At 42.3% G+C, this 23,657-nt stretch carries 23 protein-coding genes; 6 read left to right on the top strand and 17 right to left on the bottom strand.

The window, feature by feature from the left end; translation table 11 throughout:
• Positions 1–14: 14 nt before the first annotated feature.
• The 9 genes from MHH26_RS18890 to MHH26_RS18850 all read right to left on the bottom strand — a co-directional run bounded on the left by MHH26_RS18890 (position 15) and on the right by MHH26_RS18850 (position 8,966).
• Positions 15–1,631: a YceG family protein gene (locus tag MHH26_RS18890; RefSeq protein WP_307498989.1), complete on the bottom strand. Its 1,617-nt coding sequence runs from the start codon at positions 1,629–1,631 to the stop codon at positions 15–17.
• Between the two features lie 70 nt (positions 1,632–1,701).
• A complete protein-coding gene (locus tag MHH26_RS18885) occupies positions 1,702–2,517 on the bottom strand; it encodes an HAD family hydrolase (RefSeq protein ID WP_034664226.1) in 816 nt (271 codons plus the stop codon).
• The gene (locus tag MHH26_RS18880; protein ID WP_340974376.1) at positions 2,514–3,623 is read right to left on the bottom strand and encodes a cysteine protease StiP family protein; all 1,110 of its coding nucleotides are present in this window, start codon (positions 3,621–3,623) and stop codon (positions 2,514–2,516) included. Before MHH26_RS18880 ends, MHH26_RS18885 begins: the two co-directional genes overlap by 4 nt.
• Complete coding sequence (locus MHH26_RS18875) at positions 3,616–4,947, bottom strand: phosphoribosyltransferase family protein (protein ID WP_340974435.1); 1,332 nt, start codon at positions 4,945–4,947, stop codon at positions 3,616–3,618. Before MHH26_RS18875 ends, MHH26_RS18880 begins: the two co-directional genes overlap by 8 nt.
• Positions 4,937–6,127 carry an HpcH/HpaI aldolase/citrate lyase family protein gene (locus MHH26_RS18870; protein WP_340974375.1) on the bottom strand — a complete coding sequence of 397 codons (1,191 nt, stop codon included), beginning with the start codon at positions 6,125–6,127 and terminating at the stop codon, positions 4,937–4,939. Before MHH26_RS18870 ends, MHH26_RS18875 begins: the two co-directional genes overlap by 11 nt.
• A gap of 94 nt (positions 6,128–6,221) precedes the next feature.
• Positions 6,222–7,001 carry a TerC family protein gene (locus tag MHH26_RS18865; protein ID WP_034664243.1) on the bottom strand — a complete coding sequence of 260 codons (780 nt, stop codon included), beginning with the start codon at positions 6,999–7,001 and terminating at the stop codon, positions 6,222–6,224.
• A 140-nt stretch (positions 7,002–7,141) separates the two neighbouring features.
• Complete coding sequence (locus MHH26_RS18860; protein ID WP_034664245.1) at positions 7,142–7,720, bottom strand: TerD family protein; 579 nt, start codon at positions 7,718–7,720, stop codon at positions 7,142–7,144.
• 41 nt (positions 7,721–7,761) lie between these two features.
• Positions 7,762–8,343, bottom strand: coding sequence for a TerD family protein (locus MHH26_RS18855; protein WP_034664247.1), 582 nt, complete (start codon positions 8,341–8,343; stop codon positions 7,762–7,764).
• Positions 8,344–8,363: 20 nt separating this feature from the next.
• Positions 8,364–8,966: a TerD family protein gene (locus MHH26_RS18850; RefSeq protein WP_034664249.1), complete on the bottom strand. Its 603-nt coding sequence runs from the start codon at positions 8,964–8,966 to the stop codon at positions 8,364–8,366.
• A gap of 435 nt (positions 8,967–9,401) precedes the next feature.
• On the opposite strand from MHH26_RS18850, the gene MHH26_RS18845 reads away from it, so the two are divergent.
• Both MHH26_RS18845 and MHH26_RS18840 read left to right on the top strand, forming a co-directional pair.
• Positions 9,402–10,394 carry an LLM class flavin-dependent oxidoreductase gene (locus MHH26_RS18845; protein ID WP_340974373.1) on the top strand — a complete coding sequence of 331 codons (993 nt, stop codon included), beginning with the start codon at positions 9,402–9,404 and terminating at the stop codon, positions 10,392–10,394.
• Between the two features lie 210 nt (positions 10,395–10,604).
• Entirely contained in the window at positions 10,605–11,645 is a 1,041-nt protein-coding gene (locus MHH26_RS18840; protein WP_334750750.1) for an acyltransferase family protein, read from the top strand.
• 20 nt (positions 11,646–11,665) lie between these two features.
• On the opposite strand, the gene MHH26_RS18835 is transcribed toward MHH26_RS18840, so the two are convergent.
• Together MHH26_RS18835 and MHH26_RS18830 are read right to left on the bottom strand one after the other, a co-directional pair.
• A complete protein-coding gene (locus tag MHH26_RS18835) occupies positions 11,666–12,445 on the bottom strand; it encodes a glucose 1-dehydrogenase (protein ID WP_034664255.1) in 780 nt (259 codons plus the stop codon).
• Positions 12,446–12,567: 122 nt separating this feature from the next.
• Positions 12,568–12,996, bottom strand: a complete 429-nt coding sequence (locus MHH26_RS18830; protein WP_034664257.1) for a cell wall hydrolase — start codon at positions 12,994–12,996, stop codon at positions 12,568–12,570.
• A 538-nt stretch (positions 12,997–13,534) separates the two neighbouring features.
• Here MHH26_RS18830 and MHH26_RS18825 point away from each other — a divergent pair.
• Positions 13,535–14,593 carry a DUF4352 domain-containing protein gene (locus MHH26_RS18825; RefSeq protein WP_034664259.1) on the top strand — a complete coding sequence of 353 codons (1,059 nt, stop codon included), beginning with the start codon at positions 13,535–13,537 and terminating at the stop codon, positions 14,591–14,593.
• A 95-nt stretch (positions 14,594–14,688) separates the two neighbouring features.
• On the opposite strand, the gene MHH26_RS18820 is transcribed toward MHH26_RS18825, so the two are convergent.
• The 3 genes from MHH26_RS18820 to MHH26_RS18810 all read right to left on the bottom strand — a co-directional run bounded on the left by MHH26_RS18820 (position 14,689) and on the right by MHH26_RS18810 (position 17,085).
• Positions 14,689–15,024, bottom strand: coding sequence for a hypothetical protein (locus tag MHH26_RS18820; protein WP_307498981.1), 336 nt, complete (start codon positions 15,022–15,024; stop codon positions 14,689–14,691).
• A gap of 145 nt (positions 15,025–15,169) precedes the next feature.
• The gene (locus tag MHH26_RS18815; RefSeq protein ID WP_307498978.1) at positions 15,170–16,345 is read right to left on the bottom strand and encodes an ABC transporter permease; all 1,176 of its coding nucleotides are present in this window, start codon (positions 16,343–16,345) and stop codon (positions 15,170–15,172) included.
• Complete coding sequence (locus MHH26_RS18810) at positions 16,345–17,085, bottom strand: ATP-binding cassette domain-containing protein (RefSeq protein WP_307498977.1); 741 nt, start codon at positions 17,083–17,085, stop codon at positions 16,345–16,347. Before MHH26_RS18810 ends, MHH26_RS18815 begins: the two co-directional genes overlap by 1 nt.
• 161 nt (positions 17,086–17,246) lie before the next feature.
• On the opposite strand from MHH26_RS18810, the gene MHH26_RS18805 reads away from it, so the two are divergent.
• Both MHH26_RS18805 and MHH26_RS18800 read left to right on the top strand, forming a co-directional pair.
• Positions 17,247–17,948: a LytR/AlgR family response regulator transcription factor gene (locus MHH26_RS18805; protein WP_307498976.1), complete on the top strand. Its 702-nt coding sequence runs from the start codon at positions 17,247–17,249 to the stop codon at positions 17,946–17,948.
• Between the two features lie 11 nt (positions 17,949–17,959).
• Complete coding sequence (locus tag MHH26_RS18800; protein ID WP_307498975.1) at positions 17,960–18,925, top strand: GHKL domain-containing protein; 966 nt, start codon at positions 17,960–17,962, stop codon at positions 18,923–18,925.
• Between the two features lie 31 nt (positions 18,926–18,956).
• On the opposite strand, the gene MHH26_RS18795 is transcribed toward MHH26_RS18800, so the two are convergent.
• The gene (locus MHH26_RS18795) at positions 18,957–19,886 is read right to left on the bottom strand and encodes an aldo/keto reductase (protein ID WP_060595468.1); all 930 of its coding nucleotides are present in this window, start codon (positions 19,884–19,886) and stop codon (positions 18,957–18,959) included.
• A 455-nt stretch (positions 19,887–20,341) separates the two neighbouring features.
• On the opposite strand from MHH26_RS18795, the gene MHH26_RS18790 reads away from it, so the two are divergent.
• Positions 20,342–21,382: a DUF4352 domain-containing protein gene (locus MHH26_RS18790; RefSeq protein ID WP_307498974.1), complete on the top strand. Its 1,041-nt coding sequence runs from the start codon at positions 20,342–20,344 to the stop codon at positions 21,380–21,382.
• Between the two features lie 54 nt (positions 21,383–21,436).
• On the opposite strand, the gene MHH26_RS18785 is transcribed toward MHH26_RS18790, so the two are convergent.
• Both MHH26_RS18785 and MHH26_RS18780 read right to left on the bottom strand, forming a co-directional pair.
• On the bottom strand, positions 21,437–22,522 hold the full coding sequence (locus tag MHH26_RS18785; RefSeq protein WP_340974365.1) for an SEC-C metal-binding domain-containing protein: 1,086 nt from the start codon (positions 22,520–22,522) through the stop codon (positions 21,437–21,439).
• 191 nt (positions 22,523–22,713) lie between these two features.
• A complete protein-coding gene (locus tag MHH26_RS18780) occupies positions 22,714–23,655 on the bottom strand; it encodes a response regulator (protein ID WP_307498972.1) in 942 nt (313 codons plus the stop codon).
• Positions 23,656–23,657 lie beyond the last annotated feature (2 nt).

Raw genomic sequence — 23,657 nt, 5'->3', positions numbered from 1 at the left:
AAGCTTTGATCTCCTTATCGATTTTTAATGGATTGAAATAACTTTCTGACGATGGATGGCTCTTTAAACTCCTGATTCATGACCATCTCATCAAGCCAATGGGTATCAAATAATTGGTCATCTATATACCGCTCGATACACTGGTATCCCGCCGGATGATACACGAAGAGATCCACCCCCATTTCGTTTAGGAAAATGAGGGCAGCCGCATCAGAACGAGTCAGCTCACCATTATATTCCGTATGGTATAAAATCACTTTCGGTACGGTTTGTGCATAATCAAAGGTTTGAATGAGTTCAATGAGCTCCTGGCCGATATGCAGTATCTGTTTGAATAAATAAATACGGACATCTAATTCGGTCTCATTGCCTTCTTTTAATAGCTTTGGATGCTGACAGATTCGAGATACCGCCTCTGCTATCGCACGCTGCGCGCCCTCATATAGATGAGAAAACTGCCATACATTGCTTTTCATTAATAATTCAGGATCAATCTCTCCAGCAGACGAAAGGGCATGCTGATAATGAAATTGATAATTCGAAGACACTTCTTTCGTAAAAGGAAAATGGCGAATGGTCTTCGTCTCTTTCCCTTCCATTAATGTGTGGATACGATCCCAGTATTCACGCTTGTCTCGTGTGACCCCCATCATTTTCGCAAAGAGATTCGGAATCTGTATCGTGTCCCGGTCTGCTTGAAAATTAGGGCGGATAAAGGAACGTTCCTTTGCAATTAAAAACAGCTCATCATACGTTGTCTTCAGCGTAATGGAATGAGGGGTATGATCTCTGAATTGCCACGGCTTATACAGCATTGAATCTTCCGTGTGGAGCACCTCTTCAAGCTCTCTTGTCGAGCGGTACGCCACCGTTGATTTCCTCTCAGGCTTTTCAGTAGGGAACGGTTCAAGCTTTGAATTTCCCGGATACTGATCAATAAAAGTCAGCTTTTCTTCTGGATCTAATTCGCGGAACGAATCCTCGCCCTCTGGATGAAATAGCACAACATCACAGCCAATCAGCATGACATAGTAAAGAAAATAAAGCTGACTTTTATTCGCCTCTCCATACCAAATGACAGCCGGCATTTTTTCTTCTATATTGGCTTCCTTCAGCCATGGACCTAGATGATTATTTGAAAACTTCACTACATCCAGCAGAACCCGGCGGAAATCGGGATGCTGAAATCCACCCTCATGCATCTGTTTGAAATGCTCAAACACCTTGATCAATGAAAGGCGGATATGCCGGTTCATCACAGGGTTTGGATGGCGTACAATCAGCTGTTCACCATCTAAAAAAGCCACAAAGCGATTCACGGACAATCCCTTTTCTTCTTGGTTAATCAAATGAATGCGTTGAAGCGCTTGAAAATGCTCCGGCTCAATATGACGATTGAGCGTTTCACTTAAAATATGAACACCATCTGTTTCATATAATTCATGTAAATAAATAAAATAATCGGTTGCATCATGCGGAGTTCCAAGGACCCGGACGGCGAGACGCGGCAAGGACAATGTATGCTCGTCCTTTACATAACCGTCTCTTTCAGGGAGCGGCTTTTTCAGCACGTTTTTCCAGGCTTCCTGCTCCGCCCGTGTATGGTTGACATCGATTTCTTTATAACTCACGCCGCTCCTTCCTTTCTCCTATATTTTCTCGAAAGCTACTACTATCATATCATTCACCCTTCTACTTCTGCTATCGAATCGAAGGCTTTTTTACGGTCGTCATCTGCTTCATGACACAAGCGGTGATTTCATCTGCTGCTGCCATGCCCGATGCTGCTGTCGGCTCAAGTAGTGGGTCAAAGTCGAGCACTTCTCCATGCCTTGGGGCAAAGCCCATATCCGCCTGACGAATAAGACCTGCATCTAAAAGGGAATCGCCTGCACCATATACATATTCAAGCTCCAGCCGTTCCTTTAAAAAAGCAACAGCATCCCACTTATTCAGCGGCTCCGGAATAAAATAAAGCTTCCGTCCTTGAAGAGACACCTGCCAGCCTCTCTCCTCGCCCCACAGCTTCAATTCAGCAAGTGGAATGTGAGACAAATACTCATCTTTCATAATCAAATAAAGAAATTTCCCCTCTGCTGTCCGGGTACGCTTCACCCATGCCGCAACTGGAAGGTCGGAGATGGCTTTCAGCATCTCTCTGACTGACATACACGCTTTGAGCCTCTCATCAACGATAACCTGCCAATCCTCAAGCGGCTTGCCGTGATGAAGGATACAGCCCCCATTTGTCGTAACGGCATACTCCGGTTTGAGCTTTTGCTGAAAGAAGGTGATCCGTTCATACTGAGCAGTCGTTCTTGTCGTCACTGGAATGAACCAGCCCAGTTGATGGATTGTCTGCAAGGATTTTTTCGTTTCAACCGACATATAGGAAAGCGGCCGTTCATCCAGCACCTCAACTAAATCATAATCTCCTTCATACTCATACTGATCCAGCACTCGATGTGAGTAAATCAGTGTCCGGTCTAAATCACTAGCAAACGCACTTGTCTTCATGACGTCTGCTCCAGCGGACGAATGAGCCCACAGCACGTATAGGACATATTGGCATATTCAATGACAGGAACGTCTCTGTCCTCTGCCAAAAGCAAAATATGCTTCAGCTTCTCCTGAGACCCAGGCTGAATCAGGATTTTCCAAGGGATTCTTCTAAGCAGCACACGGGTCGTCTCACCAACACCCGGCTTAATCAAATGGGTATTTTTAATTTGAAACTCCTGACCCATCGCTTCAATGGACGCCATCCCCCGCCAGTCCGCAGGCATTCCCTGTGTGAGGATGGTCTCTGCTTTCTCTCGTACATTTGGTTCGAGGCTAGAAAATGCTTCTTCAATTGTATCCACATACAGATTGGACACATCCTCATCAAGCAGCTCTTCATAATACTTCGCCCCATGGAAATCATCGGCACTGATCCAGCGGTTGTTTAGTACCGTTCGACTGACAAGTCCAGATACCGTCGAATTCAAGCAGGCACTTGGAATGAGAAAGTCCTCTCTCGTTCCGTAGACATTTGTACAATAGCCTGGATCAGCTAGTACAGCCAGTTCACTAGAAAGACGAATACCATACTTTCTTTCAAAATCAATCACAGCTTTTTGGAGCTCTCTCGAAATCGCACCTTTTCCGGTCCATCCATCAATAAAGGCAACCTCAAAGCCCGGATGTTCTTTGAGCATATAATGCAGCGCATTCTCATCTATTCCTCGGTCACGAATAATAGAGATGCTGTAATGAGGCAGTTCAAGACCATATGTCTTTCGAATATATCGTTTGATGAGCACCCCGATCGGCGTTCCCGCCCTTGCCAAACTGCAAAGAACCGTTTGGAAGCCTCGCTTTTTCACAATCTGTTCTGCTACCACAGCTACTGCTTCTGCTACCTTTTCCTTACTTTCTTTCAGAGATTGATAGAATAAATCCATATAAGATTCCGTTGGTTTATACTCAATCGGCAGCATTTCTGAATAATGCGCACCGCGCTGAATCGAACGCTCCCGCTCTTCTGTACTTTTCTCCATCTCAATGGATGATAAATCTTTGAGTAAGAAGGTTACATCCTGCTCTGGATAGCTCCCCATCTTTGTATACACATTAGCCATTCACCTTCACCTCGTCTGATAAAGTCACAATATGCACATGCTTCACATGCCGCTCGGCAAATAAGTGAACAAGCGGACGCAATGCCTCCTGAGAGACCTTTTTCTCAAAAAAGAGAAATACATCATCGTATTGATCTTTTGGTATGTTGTACACGTAGTGCTGAATTCGGGCATCCTCTGGACTCACAAAGGTAAACCCATTTTGAACAGCGTATCCATCCTTTTCAACAGGGTGAATTGGGCTTCTCGTCGTTGAATGAAAGAGAACGCCTTCTCCCATATGTGCAGCCAGTCTCATCGGCACATACATCAGCTCACCTGTTCCTAAACAAAGTGTCTGCTTTCCTTTGCGTTCCTTCTTCAGTTTCAGCCCAGCCTCTGCAGCTGCTTGGTCGATGGCTGCCGTATCTGCTGCGTTTAAACCAAAACGGCCCGTTTCATGTATATATGGCGAATGACCTGCCGAATTTGCTGCATGAGAAAGTGCATACGGCTCGTGCTTAAAGAAAGATTGAAGAGAGTGAACAGAGGGACTTGGCAGATCCTTTTGCTCAGCAATCTCATACGAATAAGCTGGCTCATCCAGCGTTTTGCCCCGAAAGACCATTTGCCCTTTTAATAAAGACAATGATGTGATGTGAATACCAAGCTCCTCTTCAAGCTCACACATGGCTTTCTCGTGCTCCTCAGTCCGCCAGTCCAAAATAGAAAGAATCGTGTAAGAATGCCGCGGGTGCTTTGCATGAAGGTCCCGAATGATATTGATATTCGTACGTCCTGTCGTGACTTCATCATCTACTAGCACGATGGGACGGTCTGTGCGAAGTAATGCTTCGTCTGCATAACAAAGCTGATCCGTTGCATGCGAATGCTCTTCTTCAAATACCAATGAAGGATCAAGATCCAGCAGCTGTTCACGTGTCGTATGGATGTAAGATGCTCCTTCTATTACGTCATACACACCATGCCCCAGTGCTGTTGCTGTTTCTGCAAAGCCGATCACGATCGGCTGTTTTCCTGCTGAAAGCTTCTCCTTTTTGAGTGCTTCGTAGGCTTTAGTTAATGCCATGTGGTCATCCGTCTTGAGTGCTTCTACTAAAAGATCTTGATGCGGAGATGTCTTACCTGTTTGCTCTTGGGCATATGCCATGGCTAAAAGACCCGAGACAAGAAGCGGTTTTACTGGATGAACAGGAATATGCTTACCGAGCACCTTACTAACGAATAAAAAGGCTCTTTTTTTGTTCACTCTTGCTGCCATGTCAAAAAGATGCTCTTTTTCCAGCTGAAGCGCACCTTCTTTGAGATCAAGCTCAACTTCCATATGTTCCAAGATGCTCAGCGTATGCGGCTTCTGCTTCTGTGAGTATGTCGATATAGCTTCTATTTTCATGAAACACCCCGTAAATATCTGACTTAATTAAAATGTGCTCTGCCCACCGGTAATGCGGCTTCGTTTCATTCATTTTATTAGAGAAGGTACTCTTCATTACGCCAACTGTGCCGTCTGCATGTTCAAGAATGCTTAATGCATCCATATACTCTTCCTTCGTCACAACATACATGCTTTGCACCGGCTTAAGATGTGTTGGATGAATGACCGTCTTTCCATGAATGCCGTTAGCCACATCCAGTTTTGTCTCCTTGAGTAAACCTTGTACGTCATCAAATTCAGATAAAGACGGTTCACCGCTCCTATGAGAAAGCGCACGGATGAATGGCTTTTGTTCCTTTCGAGCAGGGCCAAAATGCTCCCACACAGCCCCAGATATTACAAAGGAACGCCCAAAATAATTGATGATATCTGTGATTAAATCTGCAATCAATTTGATCTCATAGATGGTCGTGTCACGATCACGGCGAATACCGTACAAACCACAAAGATCCGTTGCCCCAATGCGAATATTCAAAATATATTCCTCGTCATTCAGCAAGATCTGCTTTAACTCAGACAACACCGTATATCTTGTTTCTTTTTCTAATAAATCGGGTGTTTCCAAAATGGGCATCCCATAAAGTGTTGTCCGCATTTGGGACGATGCCTGTTTCAGACTGTCCAAATAATCCTTCGCATTATGAATTGAACACTTCGGGAACACAAAACCGGTAAGTAATTGAAGAGAGGAACCGAGCAAGTCTGCCATTTTAAGCAGCTGTTTCGGCGAACGAACTCGAATAAATAAAAGAGGCAAATGTTCAGCCGTTTCAGGAGCATGCGTTACTTTCTCTTTGAGACTGGCCAATTGTGTCACTAGATTCTGTTCGGCCATGTCCACTTCTTGATCACCGATGGCATCCTCCAAGCAAAATACAACAGAACAAAGCGCTTCATATTTCTGTGACAGCAGCATATCTGCTATATCTTGTCTTGTCGCAGGCATATACAAAGTAGCACCTAATGCATGCGCAAGTACATGCCTCGGTGTCAGTGAATGCATCGCCCCTGGCCGCTTGAAAAAAAGATCGTGCTGCCTCGCCTCTGATAAAAATCGAAAATACCGCATGCTGTGCCACCTCCTGTTGTTTAGAGAAAATAAATGACCTGATGATTCAAAAAAGGATGGAGCCGCTAGTCAACTCCATTCCTTTTTGATCGTCCTATTCTTCTTTTGAAGCCGCAGCTTCGTTTGTCACATCTTGATGTTTCTTCTTATTGATTTTATGAACAATAAACGTCCCGATAAATGCTAGGATAATAATTGCAAAGAATGCGACATGCGGAATTTCAATATGAGCAGCACTTAAGCCCATTTTGATAGCAATAATTCCAATGAGAATAAACGCTGTATTCTCAAGCTCTGGAATACGGTCAATGAGGACAAGGAATAACTGTGCCACTGTACGCATCATGAGAATTCCAAGCATTCCGCCTAATAGCAGAATCCATACTTCCTCAGATACAGCGAATGCCGCAAGAATACTGTCCACCGAGAAGGCAAGGTCCATAATTTCCACAGAAATAACAGTAGCCCAAAACACGCCAAATACACGAACCATCCAGCCTTCTTTTTTCAATTCCTTCGCTTCGTCATCGCCATCACCTAACCAGAAGTGCTTAATGACAAGCCATGCTAAATATGCAGCTCCGAGGACCTTAATCCACCAGAACTTAATAAGCAGCATCCCTACGCCAATGAATAGAAAACGGAAGAAATAAGCGCCAATTAATCCGTAGGTTAATGCCTTTTTACGCTGCTTTTCTGGTAAATGTTTCACCATGACAGCTAATACAAGCGCGTTATCTGCTGATAACAATCCTTCAAGCACAACAAGGGTCCCAATGAGCCCCCAAGAGACAGGGTTTGTTAATACCTCTGCCCACATATGCCAATCAAAAAACGAGGCATAGGTGTCCAACATATGTTTCAAAATATCCAACTGGTTTTCCTCCTATAAGTGTAGAAGCATCAGCAGGCTTTCGCCTGCTGTTATTCTTGACCGCTGTTTCTTTCTCACTTTGGAAAAGACCCTCATATGAGTCATTGGCAGCGCCACTTGAATCGATTTGTTTCTATCGTTTACACTTCTAACCCATAATTTTGACAAAGAGCTGCAAGTCCGCCAGAGAATCCGCTTCCGATGGCGTTAAACTTCCAATCGCTTCCGTGGCGGTACAACTCACATACCACAACAGCTGTTTCAATTGAGAAGTCTTCCCCTAAATCAAAGCGAATCAATTCTTCCCCGCCCTCTTCATTTACAACACGAACAAACGCATTAGAGACTTGTCCAAAATTCTGGCTGCGTGTCTCTGCATCATGAATCGTAACTGTAATTCCGATACGATCAATGTTAGCAGGAATTTTTGAGAAATCAACGAGAATTTGCTCATCATCTCCATCTCCTTCGCCCGTCCGGTTATCACCTGTATGAGTGACACTGCCGCTTGGGTGCTGAAGGTTATTATAGAAGACAAAATCTGTGTCTTGCTGACAACGATTGTTTGCATCGACTAAGAAAGCCGAAGCGTCCAAATCAAATTCGGCTCCACCAGAATATTTATTCGTATCCCAGCCAAGACCGATCATCACTTTCGTCAGCCCTGGGTTGGTTTTTGTTAAATCGACACGTTGTCCTTTTGAAAGCTGAATCGCCATATTTCGTACCTCTCCTGTCTTTGAAAATATGAAACTAGCCGTTACCCGATATCTAAACCGAAGTCCGTTGCAATGCGGGCAAGTCCGCCTTGATAGCCCGATCCGACAGCTGAGAATTTCCATTCCCCGCCATGACGGTATAATTCACCTACAATAATCGCTGTCTCGATGGAGAAGTCCTCTGCCAAATCGTAGCGAATGAGTTCTTCATTTGATGCCGCATTTAAAATACGCACATATGCGTTCGTTACTTGTCCGAAATTTTGACTGCGCGCTTCCGCATCATGAATCGTAATGACAAATGAAATCTTCTCAATACTCGCTGGTACAGCTGATAAGTCGATATTGACTTGCTCGTCATCTCCGTCTCCTTCACCAGTGCGGTTATCGCCTGTATGTACGACACTGCCGCCACCGCCAGTTGTTTGATTGTAAAAGACAAAATCCGATGGAGAGCTTGCCTTACCTGCTGCATCTAAAAGAAATACACTTGCGTCTAGATCAAAGTCATGTCCGCCGTCATACTTATTGACGTCCCAGCCAAGACCGACGACCACTTTTGTTAAACCTGGATTCGTTTTTGTTAAATCAATTTTTTGACCTTTCGCTAAAGAAATTCCCACTAGGAATCTCTCCCTTCTGATTAAATATAGTTTCTCGTAATATCGGCAAGCTTCGCATCATTTGTACCGTTTCCAACAGCCGCAAACTTCCAATCATTCTCATGACGATAAAGCTCTCCAACGATTAACGATGTTTTCCCTGCATACTCATCTTTTAAATTATATTTCACTAATTCTTGATTGTTTGAACGATCCACGATGCGAATGTACGCATTTTGAATCATACCAAAATGTTGATTTCTTCTTAGTGCATCATAGATGTTCACAACAAACACCAATTTATTCACATTGCCTGGCACCTTGCTCAAGTTGACGAGGACTTGTTCATCATCTCCGTCTCCTTCACCAGTCAGGTTGTCACCTGTATGCTCGACGCTGCCGCATTTGCTTTTCAAGTTGCCAAAATAAATCAAATCTTTATTTTCCGTAAACTTATCATTTTTCAGCATGAGCACTGAAGCATCACAATCAACATCAGCGCCGCCTCCGCCGCCAAACAGCTTTCCTAAAAATCCGCCGCCTTGTGATACAGGGTCCCAGCCAAGTCCAACAAGAATATTCGTTAGCCCTGCTTTGCCTTTTGTTAAATCAATACGTTGACCTTTTTCTAATGTAATCGCCAAATCAATCACTCCTCCAGCATAATAAAAATCTATTTATTAAGCGATGGACCCTATTAAAATTATCATACATGAAAATTCGACAAAATTCATGATATGACATTGGAGCCTCTTACTCTTTTTTCTATTTACTAGTATATACGATCTATGTTCAAGATAGGTTTCAAACAGATGATATTTTTTTAACGAAAGATCCATGTTGAAAATGGTTCATGTCGTAAATGAAGTGTTTCATGTGAAACATTGTCGAATGTTCCCGGTAAGCAGCTCTAACTGAATGAACGAAGTGCAGGCATCATTTCACTTGGTTTTATATGTTGATATAGAAAATATAAAAGCTTGCGATCGAGAGATAAACCCTTTCGTTTCCTTCTATTCATGGATTTCTTTATACTTGAGATGAAGAACATTGACCGTGTCGATGAAAGGATGTTGATGATGCCATCACTTCACATATTAGATCAAGTCGCTATTCCTAAAGGTCAGACAGCCCAAGAGACATTGATTCACACAACGCAGCTGGCTCAGCTTGCGGAAACTCTTGGATATGAGCGTTATTGGTTTGCTGAACACCACAGCACAAGAGGGCTCGCTAGTACAGCACCTGAAATATTAATGACACATATTGCTGCTCATACATCAACCTTACGTACCGGGTCTGGCGGCATTTTACTTCCGCAGTACAGCCCCTTTAAAGTAGCAGAGGTCACGCGGCAGCTTGAGGCTCTTTATCCTGGACGGATTGAGATCGGTGTCGGAAAATCTCCAGGCGGGATTGAAAGGACGAGACTGGCTTTGACGGACGGCGTGCATAAAGACCTGTCTCAGTTTGACCGCCAGTTGAAGGATCTTCTATATTACTTATCAGACAGCCTACCTTCTGGGCACCCGCATGCAGGAGTCAAAGCTTCTCCGCTTGTCGATGCTCATCCGCCGGTTTGGCTGCTTGGTCTAGGAGAAAATAGTGCCATGCAGGCGGCGGAGCTTGGGATCAACTATATTTTTGGTCACTTTATCCACCCTGCACGCGGCAAGCAAGCATTTGAGACGTATCGGTCTCACTTTTCTCCATCTGTCTTTTCCACGCAGCCTCACGCTATGTTTGGCGTTTTTGTCATCTGTGGTGAAACAGATGAAGAGGCCGACCGGATCGCCAGCAGTACAGATTTATGGCTGCTGCGTGTTGAAAAAGGACTGGACAGCCGCGTACCTTCTATAGAAGAAGCTAGTGCCTATCACTACACCACGCAGGAAAAGAAAAAAGTGTTACAAAACCGCCAGCGGATGATTGTCGGCTCAAAAGCAACGGTGAAAGAGCAATTACTTAGCTTGATGGATCGCTATCAAACGGATGACATCATGATTCTAAACAATTCTTTTGATCCGGTAGAAAAACAGCGCTCCTTCAAACGAATCGCAGAATTATTTTGAAGCCAATCCCCTTGGCTTCTTTTTTTACATTGTCATAAAAAATGGGAAATGTAACATCAAGATGTCAAAATCCTTCCGTCTGTCATCTGATCGCAAATGTGTCTTCTAATCGTTAGCGAACTGTAAACGCATAAGGGGTGTACCTTTTATATAGTAGAGGTACACATTAAAGAATCGTTTACGACGCTAGAAGGAAGGAGATGACAGGCCATGAAAAAGAGACTCGATTGGGTCGATGCGGCTAAAGGAATCGGCATTCTGCTCGTGGTCATGGCGCATGTGCCCATTCCAGATTCGTTAAAGCAATTCATTTACTCTTTTCATATGCCGCTTTTCTTTTTACTATCAGGCATGATGTTTCGATCATCCTCACACCCTGCTCTGTCATTTATTCAGAAGAAAGCCAAGAGCTTACTCTTACCCTATCTCTATTTCTCCATCATTACGTATGTTTTCTGGTTCTCCGTTACTCGTTTTTTTGCCTTTAAGGGACAAACGGATATTGACCCTTTCGTTCCGTTTACAGGTATTTTTATATCCAATGCAGATGAAGCTAGACTCACGCATAACCCAGCCATCTGGTTTTTAACGACGCTCTTTTTAGTGGAAATTATATTTTTCTTTATGCACCGTCTGACAAAAGGGAAACCTGCTGTCCTGATCTTACTGACCGTTTTTTGCGGAGGTGCTGGATATGCCTCTACATTGCTTTTAGACCAAAGTCTTCCTTGGAATGCCAATGTCGCCTTGACGGCTGTTGTGTTTTATTCAATTGGATTTTTGGCAAAGCAATGGTTTGTGGAATTAAAAACAGATCCAACCCTTCTTCTATGTACAGGTCTGCTTGTACTGACGGCTTACATGCAAAGCTTGAATTCACGGGTCGATATGCGCGTTAACGACTATGGCGATCTCTTTCTTTTCTATGCATGTGCACTGCTCGGTTCAGCTGCCGTGATTTATTTAAGCTTTAAATTCAAAACGTCCCCTATTTTGACGTATCTCGGACGAAATTCTATTGTTATTCTTGTCTTGCAGTTTGCCGGCATCGATATTATGAAAGCATTTGTTTATTATGGACTTGGCATCAATATTGCGGATACAGCGCAGCTCTCTTGGACACTCTTTTATACGATCGGGACTTTGCTGCTTATGGTGCCGTGTATCTCCTTCCTGAGCAAGTATCCGCTGCTGCTCGGCAAACCAGCCAAAGCAGCACACCGCTACGAACAAAAAACATCCGCCGGCTGATCGGGCGGATGCTTTTTGTATTAATCATTGATTTGAGAAGGATAAAGCGTCATTCCTCCATCCACAAATAAGGTGGTGCCTGTGATATACGAAGCTTCCTTAGATACGAGGAATGCAGCGGCGGACCCAATCTCCTTTGGTTCGCCAAAGGCTCTCATCGGAATCTTTTCAAGCTGCTTTTGTTTTTTCTGTTCATCCTGCAAATCATCATTCGATTCGGTCGCCATTGTACCTGGTGCAATCGCATTGATCCGAATACCTGCTTCCGCATAATCAAGAGCCAGCGTCTTCGTCATCATATTCATTCCACCTTTGGAAGTGGAATAGTGAACATTGAACGGGCGCGGTATTTCCTGATGGACACTGGATATATTTAAAATGGACCCTTTGATGTCATGCTCCATCATATAGGCGATCGCAGCCTTTGCTCCTAAAAAGGCGCCTGTGATATTGACATCAATGACTTTTTGCCATTGTTCAAGCGTCATCTCATGCGGCATCGCTTCTTCGCCATTAAAGCCTGAATTATTAACGAACACATCTACTGTACCGAAATGCTCCAGTGCTGTATCCATGATGGCTTGAATTCCTTCCTCTTTGGAGACATCTGCGTGTACTTTCACCGCTTGACCTCCGCGCTGCTGAATGGCTTGTACCGTTTCTTCAGCACCATCTTCATCGCCTTTATAGTTTACAACCACATTCATTTGCTCTTGTCCAAATCGTAATGCGATGGCTTGTCCGATTCCTTTTGAAGAACCTGTGACAATGGCTGTTTTTCCTTTTAAATCTTGATACATCTTCATTTCCTCCTCCAATCACGTGCTTCATCTTGTTGATACACAATGGTTACCCATTTTGAAAAAAGGAAAAACACAACCCTCTGCAATCGTTAACTAAGAGGATTGTGCTGTTCATCAAGCTAAAAGGTGTTATAGACATTTTCACATGTTTCACCGGTTGGCTGATAAAAGCAATGCGACTTATACCTTGCCACAAACGGCTGATTGTACCAAGTCGGTGGACAATTTCCAGGCGGTTTAAAATACCAAAGGCTGAATTTTGCCGGCCAAAATCGTTCTCCGTTAATATTCCTCCGCGCTAGTGCTTTTTCCGTTTCTCGTGCTCGCTGATAAAAATAACCATGCGTGACCGCTTCAAATGCATGCTCCTGATAAATCATTTGTGGAATCGTACGCAGCCCTTTAAAGTCAGAGCAGTTGGCACGCAACCGGTTGATGCCCACATTTCCTACGAGCAGCATCCCTTGCTTCCCTTCACCTTCTGCCTCCGCTCTCAGCAGTCTGGCCATTAGATCAATATCAGAGCTTGTCGCTCTTACCACTGCCATACATCCACCTCCATTTCGTTTCTCTTTTATTTTATGTGGTCTTTCTGTGTAGATGACTGCCATTTTGACGGGAAAAGACACATTCAGTGTCGAGAGCCTGTCTAAACACCTCAACATTTTGCTGGACATGTGTCTCTCTGCCAACAACACACAAACCAAGTGATCATACACATAACAGGAAAAAATATTCATTACTATAGACTCATTTACAAGTCATAAAAATCCTTCTAATTGCTACACCTTCGTCAAAAACAGTCATTTGAACCTATTCAATAATCCGACTCAAAACCTTAAAATATAAAATGTTGAGTTTTTACAGGAGATATCACATCATAAATTACAAGTTTCTCCTCTCAACTTAGTGTCATTTTTACTACTTGAAGCTGTGCAGCCGTTGAAACGCACTGAAGTATTGACAGTACTTTCGCTTCATTCTACAGTAAAAAACATACAGTATTTTTCTTTTTGTGCAAAAAGAACGATATGAACTAAAGCTTTCCAATGAAATTCATCATAAACCCGAGGAGGAAAACATGTCATGTTTAAAAAGAAATTATCCCTGTTTCTTCTGATCTTGTGTGTAACTGTTGTCGCTGCTGCTTGTAGTGGTGGAAAAGAAAAATCAGCTGCGAAAGAAAAAGATACAAAATCCCTTGATGCAGCAGAGGTAAAGGTAGAAAGCGCTGAGTACACGTTACCACCTCAATACGATACATCTGTACAGGATGATCAGTATGTACTAAAAGTGAACGTATCTGTAAAAAATATCAGCAAAGAGCCTCTAAATGTTGATAAAAGCAACTTCACGCTTTACCAAGATGATGCACAGGTGTCTACGATCTCTCCAGATGACTACAACGAAGTATTATCTTCAAGCTCTCTAAATGCAGACAAAGTATTAAAAGGCGGTCTTTTCTATGTTGTTGACAAAGACAAAGACTATCAGCTTGTGTACACAGAGCCAGGCAGTGGTTCTAAAAAAGATGACAAAACACTAGAGTTCGATATTAAAGGGAAAGACTTAATGAAAAAAGCAGATACACTTCAAGCATCTGCAAAAGCCCTTTCTTCTTATATTGATGTGATGATTTTTGGTAAGAATAACGACGAGTTCGAAAAACTAACAGGTGATAACAAATCAACCGTTATCAACGAATTTGATAAATCATTCAAACAAGGCTACATTACGTCATCAGGTATTTCTTCTAGCTCAGCGAAGGACGAAAACCTTGATAAGCTTCTAAAAGCTGTGAAAGAAACATTAGCTGAAAAATCAAAAGTATCAACAAAAACAAAAGCCATCAGTGGTGATAAAGCCGTTGTGACTGTGACCCTTACACCAATTGATGCAAGCCCGCTTGTCGATCGTTTAAAAGAAAAGGCGACTGAGTTCTACAGTAAAAACCGTACAGCGTCTTATGATGAAGCACAAAAATATTTACTCTCGATCTACCCAGAAGAGTTCAAAAAATTAGGACCTTCATCTTCTGAAGAAACAGTAGAAGTCAACATGAAGAAAAATGACATCGACCAATGGAAACTTGATTTGAACGATTACAAAACAAGCTCATTAGTTGAAAAATTCATCAAGAACTAATGAAAAACCCCCGATTCGGGGGTTTTTCTTATCGTTTTTCGTTTGATCCCTATATTTAATTCCTAATTACAGCCAAGAAAGTAAGATACGGTCTATTACGAAGGATTTTCTTTTGCCGCTTCATACTCTTTTATCACCTCAACCGGATCAACAGCATCCTCCTCTTGTGCGTATTCCTCTACATAAGGATCCATTAATTTCTCAAACTTTTGTTCGTCGTCTACTAAAGCAATATACGTTTCATATCCTTCATAATCGGATGGATATAAATGTGCAACGGAACTGCCCGTTTCTAACGCTTCATCTATTGCTTTTCTTAATTCCAATAACCCTTTCCTGTTCCCCAAAATAAACGCTTCAAAATGGTGTGTTTGTTGAGCATATATATTACATAACTCTAGCACATCATCGTTATCTGTTTGATAAGACATACACCAATCACCTCTTTAATCAAATTAGGATAATAATGTAAGTTCTCTTCTATTATGCCCTTTCTTTAACCCGATCGTGAACCTCTTTTATATGAATCTCTGGATATAAAAAAACTTGTAGAATAATCTACAAGTTTTACTTTCTTTATTTCGCAAGCATCCATTTCTCTTTCATAAACAAGCTTCTCACGATGACAAACAAGATGACGACTGCGAGGGCTGAGGAGCCGAGTGTCAGAGTGATGGACATCGGATCGATGATGCCAAACATCAATTGCTTACACAATGCATGAATATTAAGGAATGGGACAGCAAAGTAGTACGTATCTAGCTGCGTAGCACCTGCTCTCATGGTAAAGAACATTGGGATCACACCTAATGTAATGATCATGGACATGTACGATTGCGCTTCTTTCACTGAGCTTGAAACGACACTGAGTAGCAGTTCAATCATCGATACCATGAATGAGAAGATGATAAGCGCCGCAAACATGACGGCGATAATGCTCCACATTTGATCACCAAAGTTCAGTGCTTGTTTTAGCTTTTCTGTAAAGAGCAGCGTGGATAAAAGCAGCATGCCGATCGCCACAATTCCACTTAAAATCCCGAACATGGAGACAGCAAGCCATTTTCCTATGAGAATATGAAGTCTGCTGGCAGGTGTCAGGAACAACGCTTCAATGGATTTCCGGTCTTTTTCACCCGCTACAATATCAAGCGCAGCTGGCAAAGCTCCTGAGATAACGGAGGTCACCAAAATCATCGGAAGGAGAATCGACAAAAGCATAGCGGTCATTCCATTTTCCCCTTCATCGCCTTCTTCTACATCAACGGCCTGCACCTGAAATGGATGAATAACAGATGTATTGATTTGATCAGCGGCTAAACGCTTTTCTACGATTTGGTTTTGATACTGCTCCAGTAAGGATTGCAGCATTTGAACCGCGATGACCGAATCATCATCTGTTGTGTACCCATGAATTTTAATCGCAAATGATTTTTGATGCTGAAGCATGTCGTCAGCCTCTTTCGGCATTTCCAGGTAAGCATTCGCCTTCCCTTCTTTGACAGCTTGCTGCGGGTCATCAAATGTTTCAAGCGTGAGGTTTTTGACCTCTTTGATCATTTGATTCATTTCGGTTGGAAGCTTTTCATTCACTGCGACCGTATAGGTTTCATCCCCTGGATCTGCAATCATGCTTTCATAAAAGAACACCAGTCCAAGCATCGTCAAAAGAGGAATCAGCACTGTTAAGAGTAAAGTTTTTCGGTCCCTGAGTGCATCTGTCATTTCTTTTAAAAATACGGTTTTCCACATTATGAAATCCCCCTAGCGAGCTTCGACATAAAGATATAGTTCAAGTCATCACTTTGTTCCTGTGTATATAATTCTGGAAGTGTCCCTTTGTACACAAGCTCTCCTTGATGAATCATCATGACACTGTCACAAAGCTGGCTGACTTCTTCCATGATGTGGCTTGAAAAAAGGATGGTTTTATTTTGCTGCTTGAGCTGATGAATAAAGTCTCTGAAAATATTACTTGATGTGATATCCAAGCCTGTTGTCGGCTCATCAAATAAGATAATGTCAGGATCATGAATCAAGGTTCTGGAAATTGCCACCTTTTGTTTCATTCCTCTTGAGAATCCTTTCACCTTGCGATCCATATATTGTCTCATCCCAAAACGCTTTGCCAGATCCTCTATTCTTGCTTTGATTTCATGCTGGTCTAAGCCATATAATTTGCCAAAGTATTCAAGATTTTCTCGTGCCGTCAAACGATCGTAAAGCCCTGTCTCACCGCCAAACAAAACACCAATTCGCTTTTTCACTTCCGTTGATTCTTTCACCGTATCAAAGCCTGCGACAGTGACTGTTCCGTGCGTAGGCTCTAATAATGTGGCTACGGCGCGCAATAATGTGGTTTTTCCTGCACCATTTTCTCCTAGGATGCCAACGACTTCCCCTTCCTTCACGGAGAACGTCATGTGTTTCATTGCTTTCACGACTTTTTTCTTATCTTTAAACCAGCAGCTGCAATCGCTGAGAGTAATCATTTGGTTCGCCCCTTTCAACTTTCTAAGTCTATGATAGAAAAAATAACGCTTCCCTGACATAAAAATGTCGCGAAACGTCCTTTTTCTGTCTTGAAATGATCTATTTTAAAAAAACAAATGGTAAAATAGACAAATAATAAGAAGAGTCACAGGTGATTTTTATGATAAAAGTAGGTCTCGTTGATGATTACCGAATAGATTTAGAAAAGCTGCATGCCATTGTGGGCAGAATGGAGGCTGTAGACATTGTCTTTGTCACGCAGTCAGCAGAGGATGCATATAAGAAGGTCAAACAGGGAGACATTGATCTGTTGTTCGCAGACATTGAAATGCCCGGAATGTCCGGTTATGAATTAGCGGATCTCATTCACTCTCATGCACTGAATGTCGATGTTGTATTTGTGACAGGAAACAGCGGATATGCGGTCCATGCGTTTGATTTAAATGTTCATGATTATATTATGAAGCCCTACCAAGCCGATCGAATTGCCAAATCCTTAGAGCGCTACATGTCCACCAAGCAGGAGAAAAGCATTCATGGACGGCTTCTCATTAAGCAGCAGTCAGATATTCACGTGCTGCAAAAGAAGGATGTCATTTTTGTTGAGCGAACAGGCCGGTCAACCACCATTGTCACAACAACAGGAGATATCCAGACATATCAGACATTAAACGAGTTAAAGGGCGATCTGGCTGAAAAAGATTTTATCCGCTCCCACCGATCGTTTATCATCAATATTCATTACATCAAGAACTTCTCGGCGTATGCCAAAAATTCGTTTATCGTGTCTTTTGAAGGTACGGATAAAAAAGCCATGATGACCAAGCAGCAATTAGAATACTTTAAGAAATACTATTTTTAAGGAGAACGAACGTGAACGATTTCTATCTTGGATTCCGCATGTATGCTCTCATATGGCTAGGTCTTGCATTTCACGCAGCTGTTGAAGCTTTTCTGCCGCTATCATCTGGGGTGCTGTGGCTCCTCACCTTTTGTGTGATTTGTCTTTATACATTCTTCATATACAAAAGGTTTTTGCCTCATGTGAGTGATTATGTGATGCTGGGCGCTTTTGTGCTCTTCACCTGTGCAGGTCTTTCCCTTTTTCTGACGCAAGGAAATGGGCTGAGCTCTCTTTTGGCTTTTATGATCATCATGACAGCAGATATCCTTTCATTGAAGATGATGCAGACGGAGAGACGGTTAAATGGACGGCTTCAAGAGCTGATCAACGCAGAATCAAGAACCAATGAATTGCTGCTTGAGCTGCGCAGTAAACATCATGAAACAGCTAGACATTTAAATGCCTTTTCCGCGTCGAACGACGAACATGAGATCAAGGATTTGATTCAGCAATACGTGAAACATTTCCCATGGATTAAAGGAGAAAATGCTTATTTGGCCTCAACCTTGCACCCCTTTTTTGAGCGGGCTGAAAAAGAGGACATTGCCCTTTCACTAGACCTTCAAGCACCTTTTTCATCGCTTCCGTTTTCTAAGGCGGATCAGGTTAGTTTTACTGGCAACCTGCTTGATAATGCCCTAGATGCGGCGATTGAAGCGAAGCAAGCCGGGAACGAGGGAAGCATCTCAATCACGACCTCTATTCGGAGCGGACTCTTTTTAATCCATTGTGAGAACAGCACAAAAGGAATGGAAAAACACGTGTTAGACCATTTGTTCAAAACCTATGGGCGCTCGACAAAAGGCGGCGATCATCAAGGAATGGGGACGTATATCATTCATCAGCTTGTTGAAAAGGCAGACGGTACACTTGATTTCACTTACCGTTCTCCAAATTTGCGGCTCGTCATCAAAATCCCCCTCACGATGTCATAAAAAAAAGGTGCAGCTAGGCACCTTTTTTTTATTAAGAGAAAATGTGGTCAATTTGATTGATTTCCTCTTTTGTTAATTGAACATCGTTTGTTTTTAAGTTTTGCAGAACTTGCTCAGCTCGTTTTGCACCTGGAATGATGGCATCGATGCCGTCCTGCGCTAAAAGCCAAGCCAGTGCGACGTGTGCCGTTTCAGCGTTCTTTGATTGTGCAATTGCCTTCAGCTTGTCCACTTTTTCGAGGTTTTGAAGGAACGCCTCACCTTGGAAAAGCGGGTCTTTTGCTCGAATATCATCAAATGTCGCATCCTTCGTAAATTTCCCAGTCAACAGGCCTGACGCCAATGGGAAATAAGGAATAAAGGAAATACGATGCTCGACACAGTATGGGAGAAGATCCTGCTCTGCCTCACGTTTCAGCAGAGAATACTCCGACTGAAGCACGTCTAAGTAGCCATCTCGATTAAAGGCTTGAAGCTGTTCAAAATCAAGGTTTGATGCACCAATTGCCCTGATTTTTCCTTCATCCTTCAATTCCTTTAATGTGCCTGCTACTTCTTCCAGCGGCGTCCGGCCGTCTGGGAAATGCATATAGTATAAATCAATATAATCTGTTTGCAGTCGTTTCAGGCTATTTTCGACCTGCTCTCTTAAAAAGTCCCGGCTGTTATCCAGTTCAATTTGTCCGTTTACTTCTTTATGAGCCCCCTTTGTCGCAAGGACAAGGTTTTCTCTGCCGCCTCTTTTGGCAATGATCTCACCGATCAATTCCTCTGAACGGCCCAGCCCATAAATAAAAGCAGAATCTAAGAAATTGACACCTTGATCAAGAGCCGTCTCCACAAGCTCCCGTCCGGCATCTTCACTCAGGTTCGGGAACAAATTATGTCCACCTACCGCATTCGTACCAAGCCCTATCGGATTCACCTGTAAATCAGTTCGTCCAAGCGTTACCTTTTTCAAAAGCTCATCTCCCTTATCCGCTTAATCATCCTTATTTTCCCATGAATCCTTTTCAACATTCAAGTATCCTGCTCTCTGAAAATTAACATAGCAGGTAGACGCTGAAAAAATGAAGGGACGTATAGTCATCTCTCTGAAAGCATTAACACATTCACTTCAAGATTTTTACCTAAAAAACATTTAAAACCCATGATAAATCTATAAATTAATTCTTATTAACTAGTATATTAGACTTACAAAATTCCTTTTATTAAAGATGTTTGTGTAAATTTCTTTCAAAGATAGGGAATAAAACCTATTCCTCATCATGATCGAATTTCGATAGAATGAAAAGTGCAAATCGTCATAAGGAGATTTTCCCCTGTAACACCCGAATATACCATCCTATCTGTTTCTTTTTTCATAGTCAGATAGCGGGAATGAAATGACGAAAGAAAAGCAAAGGAGCATCAACTGTGAATCTAAAAAAAATAAGTGCACTCCTCATGATTTCATTCGTGATGATCATCTCTGCAGCCTGCCAGAGCTCAGCCAAATCAAGCAACGCTGATCAAAAATCAACAAAAACAGCAGAGGTAAAAGTCAATAGCTACGAATATACGTTACCAGAAGACTCAACAACTACGCTAAGAGACAATGAATTGGTGCTAAAAGTCAACTTGACGATTACAAACAAAGGTGACAAAGCTCTTTCATTATATAGCTCTGACTTCTCCCTTTATCAGGACGATGCCAAAGTATCTGATTTAAAATTTTACGGCAGTAAAGACCGCCTTGACCTCGGTTCATTGAACAAAGGCAAATCACAATCAGGTGCTCTTTATTTCCTAGTAGACAAAGGGAAAAAATATCAGTTCGTGTACCAAGACAGCATCAAGAAAAACAGTGATTCGATCGAAATCAACCTAGATGGAAACAAAATACTTGATACAGCGAAAAAGCTGGATAACCCTGCAAAGGCGCTATCCGCTTATACCGATATGATTGTCTTTGACAAAAAGAACGATCAATTTGCCGATTTAACAGGTGACAACCAATCGGATGTCGTCAATAAATACCACGACATGTTTGTGAAAGACTTCAAAAGAAGTGCCGGCATGTACGGAAATGAAGTAAGTGACCGTGATATTCTGTCTATGTATAAACGCATTCAAAACACCATGAAGGATAAAGCCAAAGTAGAAACAAGTGTGAAAACCATCTCTGATGACGAGGCGAAGGTTGTCGCTCAAGTAACAGGCATTGATGCTTCTAACTTAAAAGACAAGCTAGACAAGCAAAGAGACGAGTTTTACAACGGCAAGATCCGCTCTAAAGAAGAATTGTATAAGAAAAGCTTAGACATGTACGCGTCTGAATTCGAGAAGCTTCCCCCAGTCTCCAGCCCAGCTGAATACGAAGTGAAAATGAAACGTAATGGGGATGGTCAGTGGAAAATTGACCTCAACGATTATAATACATCGCAGTACATGAGCGGGTTTATTAAAACGAGATAATTATGAACTAAAAAAAGACGCTGGCCCATGAAGGTGCCGCGTCTTTTTTTAATGTTATACAGTCGCCTCTTGCTCTTCTTTCACCGCTTTTTCAATATCTTTAAAACGGCTCGATACAGTAGACGCACTAATGCCATACTTTTTCGCTATTTGCGCTTGAGAAAGCGGGGCATCGCTTGCAAGTGAATGAATGTAATATTCGATTCCCGCAGCAAATGATGCTGCTTTACGGATCACAGGTGATTTCTGATCACAATAGGCTTTCCACACAGTTAAAGCGCCATCAGTCAGGCTTTGGTCCCCGTGTTCCTTCATTCCGTCTTCAATCAGCTTAGCTGTTTCCAGCTGAACATCACTTGCCCAGTCCATGCGATCTGCTGTTAGACCTGTATCGCCTTCTGTTTGAGCAGATGTTTCTGATTCTTCTACTTCTTGCTTCGCAAACATGCACTTCAGCACGTCAGGGAATGATTCTCTCATAAATGTGCTGCGCGTTCCTCCATTTGCCTCATATGCTTCAACAAGCTGACGAACTTGAAGAAGAAGCGTATCTGTAAACTCTTTTGCAAACATCGTATATTGAATGAAAAACTCTGCTTTTTCTTCAAATTGAACAGGGAATCCAAGCACGATACTTCCTTTTTCAGGCAAGACTGTTTGATCCGGTTTTACATCTACTTCAACCTTCTCAGCTGTCACCATATTCTCAAAGTAAAGAGACTCGTCCGTTTTTTCATTTAATAAAAGCAAAGATGGTTCCATGTCTGTCCATGATTGAACCACTTGTTTTGTTTTCGGACGGGTAATATCCTCTGCTTTCTTTGTCAGGAATTCTTGGAAGATGGTTTCTTTCTGATCCGTTAATGGACGGAAGAAAATGCCCCATACACTTAAATGGAAAACTGAAATTTGTTGCGTTTCTTTATCCATATCTGCAAGGAAAGAAAACTCATTAATGAATTGATTAATGGCTCTCTGATGCTTAGAGAAAGCATAATTCATTAAATCCTTTTGAACTTGTACAGCTTCCTTAAACACAAGCTCAGACGTTTGTTCTCCGCCTGACTTTTGACCACAGCAATGTTTATATTTTTTTCCGCTTCCGCATGGGCAGAGCGCATTTCGTTTAATTTTTCCCAAAATAAAACCTCCGACATTCTAGTCTAACCTCACTATTTTAACAAACGATTGCACAGGAGAGTTTTATTTTCAAGAAAAAAGAAAAATCAGAATGATCAGTTAAATAACAAAGATACATGAAGATCACGACAGATCATAGGAATAGCAGTCTTTTTCTGTTTATTTTCTCCAATCATTCCAACAGATTTTCTTCAGCTCATTCCTTCAAATAACTGCTTTGCTTCAAAATAAAAGATTTGAACAAACTTCTTCGTATTGACTCTGCCTGTCGATCCTGCGGATGAAGAGGTCTTCTGCATTTCTTTCATTCTTTGGCTGACATCGGTAAAGTCAAAAAACTTCGACGCATAGTGCTCAAACTTAGGATTCGAGAAATCTGTTAATCCTAGTGAAGCAAAATGATTCAAGGAATGATGAATAGCGCGTCTAATCCGCTGCTCTGCTGCTTTCACTTCTCTCATCACTTCGACATCGGTTGCCCCATCATCCAGCTTCCTCTCCGCTGTTTTGATAAAGAGTTGCTTTAGCGGCGGGAAATTGACCTCATGAGAATTGGCTGACTGTGTTTCATGTAAGTAGATCAGGATCTCTAGTAAATCCTTAGAACCGCTCTCTCCGACAATTCCTAGTTCGGATAAGAGGAATTCCCCTGCCTCTTTCATCGTCCTTTTCTTCGACCCAGCGCCCGTCGTATCATGAGAAATTACAGGCTCTAACGGCAGCACATGGCGAAGGGAAGCTTGAATATCATATATCGATTTCTCCAGCTTGATCCGCTCCATGACTTTTCGAATCACACTGACGATCTCAATTCGATTGACAGGTTTATGAATATAATATTCGATCCCTAATTCATAGGCTTCTGCCATCATCTCTTTCGCCTCTACTTGGGAAATCATCATGATTTTACCTTTGAATTCAGGGTGAATATGACGAATCGTTTGAATGCCGTCTCTAGCAGGCATTAAAAGGTCAATCAGAAGGATGTCTATTTTTTTTAGGTTCAATGAATGGGCTTCTAATCCAACTCCGTCATCGGCTTCATCCACGACCTCTCCCAAATCTTCATCCTCAATGATTTGTCCTAAAATCGAGCGTATTGCACGATCATCATCTGCAATGAAAAACCGCATAC

The organism is Bacillus sp. FSL K6-2839 (genome assembly GCF_038003365.1).
GTDB lineage: Bacteria > Bacillota > Bacilli > Bacillales > Bacillaceae > Bacillus.
The sequence above is the reverse complement of the archived record's forward strand: the minus strand, read 5'-3'. Positions and strand labels throughout refer to the sequence as shown.